The 8,485-nt window shown below is 62.7% G+C and carries 4 protein-coding genes; 1 reads left to right on the forward strand and 3 read right to left on the reverse strand.

Annotated features, from left to right (window positions below):
• Window positions 1–252 precede the first annotated feature (252 nt).
• The 3 genes from O3684_RS10090 to O3684_RS10100 form a co-directional block, all read right to left on the reverse strand.
• The gene (locus O3684_RS10090) at window positions 253–3,363 is read right to left on the reverse strand and encodes a leucine-rich repeat protein (protein ID WP_500066793.1); all 3,111 of its coding nucleotides are present in this window, start codon (window positions 3,361–3,363) and stop codon (window positions 253–255) included.
• A gap of 187 nt (window positions 3,364–3,550) precedes the next feature.
• Window positions 3,551–6,982 carry a S8 family serine peptidase gene (locus tag O3684_RS10095; protein WP_500066795.1) on the reverse strand — a complete coding sequence of 1,144 codons (3,432 nt, stop codon included), beginning with the start codon at window positions 6,980–6,982 and terminating at the stop codon, window positions 3,551–3,553.
• Between the two features lie 437 nt (window positions 6,983–7,419).
• On the reverse strand, window positions 7,420–7,737 hold the full coding sequence (locus tag O3684_RS10100; protein WP_500066799.1) for a YbjQ family protein: 318 nt from the start codon (window positions 7,735–7,737) through the stop codon (window positions 7,420–7,422).
• 213 nt (window positions 7,738–7,950) lie between these two features.
• Between O3684_RS10100 and O3684_RS10105 the strand changes: the two genes are divergently transcribed.
• Window positions 7,951–8,485: alpha/beta fold hydrolase (locus O3684_RS10105; RefSeq protein WP_500066797.1), on the forward strand; the 535-nt coding region annotated here is incomplete at its 3' end.

The raw sequence follows: 8,485 nt of genomic DNA on the forward strand, positions 1-8,485 counted from the left end.
GGTTTCAACGGATCTTGGTGAAGGAGTTCGTTGTGGCTGGTGATGGGGGTTCCTGCGGGTAGGTAGCAGCGGATGAACCGGTTGGTATTTTCGTTGATTCTTCTCTGGCAGGGACTGCGGGGGTGAGCGAAAAACACCTCCACGCCCGCTGATCGCTTAGTCAGCGACTGAGATGGCTGATCCTGCCCGCGCCCCCGGAGATTCTCCGGGGGCGCGGGCGCATATTCTCCGAGCTCAGTGCCTCGCAAGACGTCAGCTCATGAGGCGTCCCGAATCAGCGAAGTCGTACCACTTCCAGCCGATCCAGTGACCGCCGGTATACATCGCGCCCGAGTCGGTGCTCAGGTAATACCAGGAACCACCATCCATCAGCCATCCCGTGGCCATCGCGCCACTGGACCTCAGGTAGTACCAGGTCGAGCCATCCTTGACCCAGCCGGTCGCCATCGCACCGCTAGGCATCAGGTAGTACCACGTCGAACCATCAAGCAACCAACCGGTCGCCATCGCCCCACTAGGCATCAGGTAGTACCAGGTCGAGCCGTCCTTCACCCAACCGGTCGCCATCGCACCGCTAGACCTCAGGTAATACCAGGTCGAGCCATCCTTGACCCAACCGGTCGCCATCGCACCACTGGGCGTCAGGTAATACCAGGACGAGCCATCCTTCACCCAGCCACTCGCCTGAGCACCCGAAGCATCGTGATAGAACCACGCACCGCTCTCACTCACCCATCCAGTGCGCATGTACCCATCCGCACCGAAACGGTAGATCGAGCTGGCGATCTGCACCGTCTGGCTCACCGGGTAGGTGCCATCGGCGTAGCGGTACCACCAACCGACAGAGTCGCTGATCCACGATCCTCCCTGCGGGGTGGGAGCCGGATCGGGCTCAGGCGTCGGCTCGGGAGCAGGCGTGGGAGCCGGAGTCGGATCCGGAGTGGGAGCCGGAGTCGGAGTGGGATCAGGAGCGGGCGTCGGATCCGGAGTGGGCGCAGGCGTCGGATCCGGAGTGGGCGCGGGCGTCGGCTCAGGCGCAGGCGTCGGATCCGGAGTGGGCGCAGGCGTCGGATCCGGAGTCGGAGCAGGCGTCGGCTCAGGCGCGGGCGTCGGGTCAGGCGCAGGGGTCGGGTCAGGCGCAGGGGTCGGGTCGGGCGTGGGAACTGGAGTACCGATTATCGCCAGGTTCGTCGAAGTCACCAGGTACGAGGCATCGCGCGCGTCGACTCGCAGGTGGATATCTTCACTGGAAGGCGTGACCGTGATGCCCATTGAGGCGGAGTCCGCCCCATCATCCTGCGGCATGTCGCTCCAATCCTGAAGGACCGACTCATGACCGTCTGCAACGATCTGCACGACTCGCACCTGTCGCCCACTCGGCACTCCACCCGCCACGGTAGCTGTCACGATCGCAGACGCACCCACTTGTGCCTTGAGCGCATAGCCCCGGTCGGCCTCGGCGATGCCTGAACCAGACAATGTCAGTGACGCAGGAGCGAAGGAGTGCAACTGCGACACGTCGTAACCCGCAGCTACCATTGAGTCCCTCGCGACCGACCACGCGTGAGATCCTTCGGTTCCCGCCACATAGACGTGCGTATCTCCTGGGAATTCCCAGTTGTTGTAGCCACCGAGGTAAAAAGTCGTAAGGGTTGACGGGAGGATGATGAAGCGCGGGGCGATACCCCTATAGGAAATACTCGTCATTCCCTCACCGAAGAAAGCGCTCTCTCCGCGCTTGTCATCTGCAGTCCCGTCGTGCATAAAGGAGCCATTGACACCGCCTCGTACGACGAGGTGAGGAGTTTGTCGCACAGGCGAATCGTATGTCTTCATTTCCTTGATCTGCGTCCCAAACACAAGGGTTTCCATCTCCAGATCACCAAAGCCGTTGGCGACCTGCAGAGAGTCGGGAATGACAATGTTATTCAACTTGGTGCAGCCCGCAAACGCTCCGTCTTCAATGGTTGTCAACCCATCGGGCAAATCGATGCTCGTCAGAAACGCGTTTCCTGCCATGCCCCGCTTACCGATGGAAAGCAGTGTGGAAGGCAGAGTGATAGAGGAGAGATTCGTGTCCAAAAGGGCGTAATCGTCTATTACCTGGGTTCCCTCCACAACCGCATAGGAGCCACCGATATCCATGCGTCTCGGGAAAAGAACTAAGTGCGTGTGGTCCTTCGTGTAGAGGACACCGTTGACAGTCTCGTAGTTCGGATTATCCGCATCCACCTCCACGTGGGACAGGCACCTGAATGCTAAAGGATCAGCGCTCAGCGAACCCATTTCAACTTTGGGCCCAACATGAAGGGACTTCAGCAACCCCATGCCGCTAAACGCGCCCTCTTCAAGCTGCTCGACCGAGCGCGGCAGAACGAGGGCCTCAACCCTCGTATAATCGAACGCTATGCCCTCGATGCGCTTCAGCTGGGACGGATGTTGATCGTCATCCTGGAACGTGATCGTCCTCAGTCTGGAACCGCTGAATGCACTGTATTTCAACTCCTGAACGCTAGCGGGAACCCAGACATGTTCAACGTACGTTCTCTCGAAGGCCTCTTCGCCGATCACGGTCACCCCATCAGGGATCGCAATATCCGTCGCCTCACCCGTGTACTTAGTGAGGACGCCGTCCGAAATCACATAGTCATCTGTCGAAGGGGGACGCACGTCAACCACGGCCGAGGCGACTTTGACCTCACCCGCTGGAGTCGTCACGGTAGCCGTCAGCGTCGCGCTCGCTGGCCCACGCGTGGCATGTACCGTGGCGGTCGGCCGATCCTCCTCGGTGGTCAGCGTCCCCACCGAGGAAGAGTCAAGTGCCCAAGACACGTGACTCCCTTGAAGTGAAGGGGCTAAAAGCGCGTTGACGAGCAGTTGCCGTCCACCTGCGACCGTCAACGCGGATTCCGGCAGCTCGATCCCAGTCTCCTCGGATACGGAACGAACCTGGATTCGAACAGTATCCGTTATAACTTCCATGTCCCCATACATGTCCCCATAGGTCGCGCTCACCTGCGCATCGCCCGGGGTAAGGGCGGTAACGACACCGTTCGCATCCACGGTCGCGACGGACTCGTCCGAGGACTTCCAGGTGACAGGTGCGGAATCCGGATGCGGATTCTCAAAATCGACAGGCTCGATCACGATGCTCTGCCCCGGGGCCAGAGCCGTGCTGTGTGGCTGTAGTTGCCAAAACGGATAGGGGGCCGGATCGCGTGAGATCTTGCATTCCGCTGAGCGGTAACCGACCGGATCGATGTCTTCAGTAGCGGCACCATTGGCCGCTGGGACACCGACAATGGTGAAAGCTAGAGCACCGGCCGCGGCGAGCGCCAGCGCCTTCAATGTTCGTTGGGACATCGTTGTCTCCCCTTGTGCTACACGTGGGTCAAGGATAGGTGTGAGCCGCGACTATGCGACCACCCTCTCACAATAGGACATCAAAGATTCCTCCGTAAGCCTTTTGGTTATTTTCACGGATATTGCCCCGCGCCCCCGGACACAGTGTCCGGGGGCGCGGGGCAGGATCAGCCATCTCAGTCGCTGACTAAGCGATCAGCTGACCATTATCAGCGAAGTGGTACCAGGTACCCCAGATGCGCAGCCAGCCAGTTGCCATCGCACCGGAGGGGCGATTCAGGTAGTACCAGTGTCCGCCATCCTTGAGCCATCCCGTCGCCATCGCGCCGTTGGCGGGCGACAGGTAGTACCAGGTGGCACCAACTTTCACCCACCCAGTGGCCATGACGCCGGTTTGCGGGCTCAAGTAATACCAGTGCACACCGGAGAGCAGCCAGCCGCTGGCCTGCGCCCCGGAGGCCGCGTGGTAATACCACTGCCCGCCGTCGAGCACCCAGCCGGTACGCATGTAGCCCGACGCATCGAAACGGTACACGTTCCCGTCGATGACGACGGCCTCTCCCGAGGGGTAGGAACCGTCCTCGTATCGGTACCACCAGCCTCGACCATTGCGCTTCCATCTGCCCGCCTTGTGCGCAGGGGTCGGAGCGCTGACGTGGATCGTGGCGCTCGCCGATACGAGCGAGGGCTGCGTCGGGTCATAGACGGTCACCGTCGCGTCCCCCGCGCCCACCGCCGTCACCGTGCCGTCCTGACTGACCGTGGCCACGGCCTCGTTCGACGAAGACCACGCCACATCGGTCACGCTCGCATCCGCGGGTTCGTGGGTGGCATTCAGCGTCACGCTATCCCCTACGGACAGCGTCGCGTCAGTCTGGGAGAGCGCAAGCGACGTCATGGGAACGGCCTTCAGATCCACCTTCACCGTCCCCTTGTTCACCGGCCAGTCCCAGACCTGCAGGTACACCGTCGAGGGATCACCGCCCGAACGCTCGGCAATCTGAGACAGCGGCACCTCGAAGTGGCCGCCGTGTCGCCCATCGTCCCCGCGTTCGTCCGAACCGTAGACCTTCTCACGCATGAATGGCTCGCCGTCCGCGCTCCACGAGAATCCGTACGCGGCAATAGGTGAGGAATCGGTGGCGTCGAAGGAGAGCTTACGGTCGTCTCCCTCGCCCGATATCTTCACGTTGGAAATGACGGGCGGTGCCGTGTCCAGCGTCACCACATGGGTGAGGCGCTCGGTACGAGGCGACGCGCCGCCGGTCGTGCCTTCGATCGTCAGCGTATAGCGTCCGTCAGCCAGCGCACGCCCTTGCTCGTCATACCCGTCGAAGATCGGTTGACTACCGAACGTAGCTTCCGCGGTGCTCACCTCGGAATAGCGTCCATTTGAGACAGTCCGACTCTTCGGCGCTCCCCCCAACGTGTATGAACGCACGACGTCGCCGGCCTCGTTCCGGTAGGTGTACGTCAACGACATGACGTCGCGCAGCAGGACCGTCGCCGGCGTCGCGTACGTCCGGGCGTTTTCTTCCGTCGACCGCGAGACGATGTAGAGACGACGATCATTCGTGCTAATCGCTGCCGCCTCTTCCACGTCAAACGGGTTCAACTGCCCGAGGGTCAGCCCGTGGAAAGTCATCGTGGACGTGCCGATCGTTCCCTCGCCGTACACGGGGCTGTCGAAGATCGGGGTCTCATCCGCCGACCCGTAGAAACCGAGGTACGGGACCGTCAGATCGGGTTGCCCATCCGCGCTCGTAAAGGTCACCGCGCCGTCAATGAACGTACCCTTGGGCGTCTTCTCAGATGCGAACGAAGCGAACTGCGGCGTCGGGTTCACACTGACGGTCACGGTCGCGCTCGATGACGCCGGCACGGTGACCGTGTCTGCAGAGAAGGTCAGGTCGATTCCCCTCCCAGCCCAGTTCGTCGAGTGCTTCGTATAGAGCAGACCGTTGACGTTTTCGGACAGCGCCTGTCCGCCCAGCGTGTACGTGTGGGCGGCGTCGGACAGATTGGTCAGCCGCACCTGGAAGGTCCACCCGCTGGCGCTCTCGCCCAGCTCAGCCTTCGGTCGCAACGAGTCCGAGGCACCCACAACGCTCGGGTACACCGACGAGGTCGTGGCTGCCTGCGCATCCACCATTCCTGCGCCAACCCAGCGCGGGGACCAGAAGGTACCATCCGCCGCAGAGGTATCGACGATCGGATGGGCGGTCCCCATCAGGAAGCTGGGAACCAACGCGGACTTATCCTCGTCGCTCAGCCCCGCGAACATCGGATCGGTCGCCATGCGCTGACGCACGAGGGCTGCGACACCGGCAACTTGAGCCGACGCCTCACCGGTGCCCGGCATCCGTTGATAGCCATTGCCGGGGATGGCAGCGTTGACGTTGCCACCCGGCGCGGCGATCTCCGGCTTGAGCCTCATGTCAGGGCCTGGACCCCACGAGGAGGAACTCCACGGCGCGAGGCCGTCTGTCCCCTGCAGCGTGGAGCCGCCGACGGCAGCCACGGCGAGTACAGAGGAGTAGGAGGCGGGTGCACCGATTGCACCCAGGTCACGCACGCCCGTGCGCCACTCGGCTCGCCCGTCCTCTCCCGCTGGCGCGTCAACCGTGATACCCGCGTCGGAAAGCCGGGCAAAGACGTCGTCGTACAGTGCCGACGCTTCACCGTCGAGATCACGATTCGCCATGAAGGACACGCAGACCGTGTCGGGCTTCAAGACCATCGCATCATCGAGGGCCGCCAACAGGTCACTGTCACGCACGGTCCGAGTGCTATTAGAGAGGACCTTGGCGAGGATGAGCTGCGCATCGGGCGCACTCCCCTGATAGGTCGCTCCGTTGGCTGCCGCGAGCGCCGCCATGCGAGTGCCATGAGCGTGCACCGTATAGTCCTGCGGACCATAGCCATAGCCGATGGATGTGTTCGTGTCACGGTCCGCATAGTCGTAGACGAAAGGAATCTTGTCACTGACCCATGCGCCGCCTTGACCCGCATCCAGCTGGGACGTGAGGGACTCCATCTCGGCCTGCGGGAGGCGCAGCGCGGCGGTGTCCATCGTCCCGGCGAAGGCCTCGTGCGAGGTATCGAAACTCGCGTCAATGACTTCGATGACGCGCCCGCGTCCCCGACCAGCTACCTGATCGGAGCGAGTTTCCTTCGCCGGATCGGCAACTGCCACGCCGCCGTCCCCCCACATTTCGGGATAGAAGACCGGCTCACGCTCCCCGTCGACGAACGCGTCCTTGACCCCCTGCACACTCTTGATGGCCCCGAGTGCAGACGCGGGAGCGGAGATCGCAAAACCGTCCAGGGCGTGGTGGTAATCGCGCACATCCCCGATGGTGCTCCCCGGGGATACCTGGCTGACGGAGCGCGCGATGCGCTGCTTAACGTCCCTGTATGCGCCGGCTCGGTCGTCGCCAACAACGCCCGGCGCAAGCTGGACGATGACGGTGGACGTCCCATCCGCCGCGGTCGCACCGGGCACCGCAGCCTCGGTACTGTCCGTATCGGCCGCAAACGAGGGCGCCACGCTCATGGCCGTGATAGCGAGGGCGCCAGTGGCGACTAACGCCAGCGCCGACAAACGCCGATGACACATCTGCAACTCACTTCCTTAACACCTGGTTCAACGGGGAGCGCATAGGCGCAGCTCTCCTGCTTTTAGAGTAAGCCCTGATCGCCCATTGCAGGATAGTTGTCACGAATTTCTCACATCATCGACAAATAGGCCTTCGCATCCTTTTGTCGCACCACACATTACCTTGTTGCGTCCCGCGCCGACATGATGAAGGTCTGTCCCAGCCACCTTGTCGGGCCACCGTCAAGGACCTACCGCAAGTTTGACCCCATGTACAAAATAAAGCGTATCGGAGTATCGGAAAGCTGTATCACTGACCATCCGAGGCCTGTGCACTGTACCGACACTGCCCGTCCTCGCCCGCGGCGACTGACATAGCAACAACCCGCCACGGAGGCCTTGCGTGGGCCTACCCTGGCGGGCTGTTCCGCGCGAGCGACGCAGCGCGCAGACGAGCGTCAGAGGATGACGGCGGTACCCGTCGCGATAGCGGCAAGCATGCCATTGTCGGTGCCGGCCGTAAAGTAGTCGACCTTGACGCCGACGACCGCGTTCGCACCCATGGACTGCGCGCGTGCGCACATCTCGTTGACGGCGGTCGCCGCGGCATTACCAATCTCTTCCTCGTACTGGGAGGCTCGGCCACCGAACACGTTGGACAGACTCGCTCCGAAGTCCTTGAACACGTTCACACCGGCGATGGTCTCGCCCGACACCATGCCGATGTAGCGCTTAATCGGTGCACCCTCAACGGTCGGGGTCGTCACAACAAGCATCATTCACTCCTTCATGCGGGGGTAACGGATCAACACTACCCGCCATCCCGCGCGGAGGCTAGTAGGCGCTCATCAGCTGATTGGCTCAGTTGGTCCCCTCGCCCGTTTGCTGCGTTAAAGCGAGCCCCTTCGAGCCGCCACAGCGCTACCATTCCATTCATCATTCCCATCCGGGCGCAGCGGCGCGCCCGGCGACTTGCACGGAGCGCTGACATGAAAATGCACGTCTACGGGCCTTGCGGGCAGGACTGCCCCACCGTCCTCATCATTCACCCGATGCTGTCCTCGGCCTCGAGCATGAGGGCCGCACTCTGCGACCACATGGGGCCCGGACTGCGTTTCCTCGTGCCGGACCTGTCGGCCCACGGGGACGAGGCCTCGGCCCCCTACGTGTCGGCGGCGGCCGAGGCGGCGTCGATCCACGAGTGGCTGACCTCCCACGGCTTGTCTCGTCTGTCCCTGGGTTTTGGGGCGTCGCTCGGCGGTGTCATCCTGTTCGAGCTGCTGCGGTTCCCGGACCTCTCATTCGATCAACTGTTCATCGAGGGCGTGAGCTTCTACTCGGGCGGCCCCGTAGCCCGAGTCGGCGGGGCCATTCTCAGCCGCGTGATGGTCGCCAAGCACCGGAAGGCCGCGCGCGCCCCCGACGCCGGGGCACGCAAGCTTGCGCACCTCTACGGCGAGCAGAGAGCACGCGCGATGGCCTCGAGCTTCGCCGCGATGAGCGAGGACAGCATCCGCGCGATCG

The sequence above is a fragment of the Pauljensenia sp. 20925_1_27 genome (assembly GCF_041432835.1).
In the GTDB taxonomy this organism is placed as follows: domain Bacteria; phylum Actinomycetota; class Actinomycetes; order Actinomycetales; family Actinomycetaceae; genus Pauljensenia.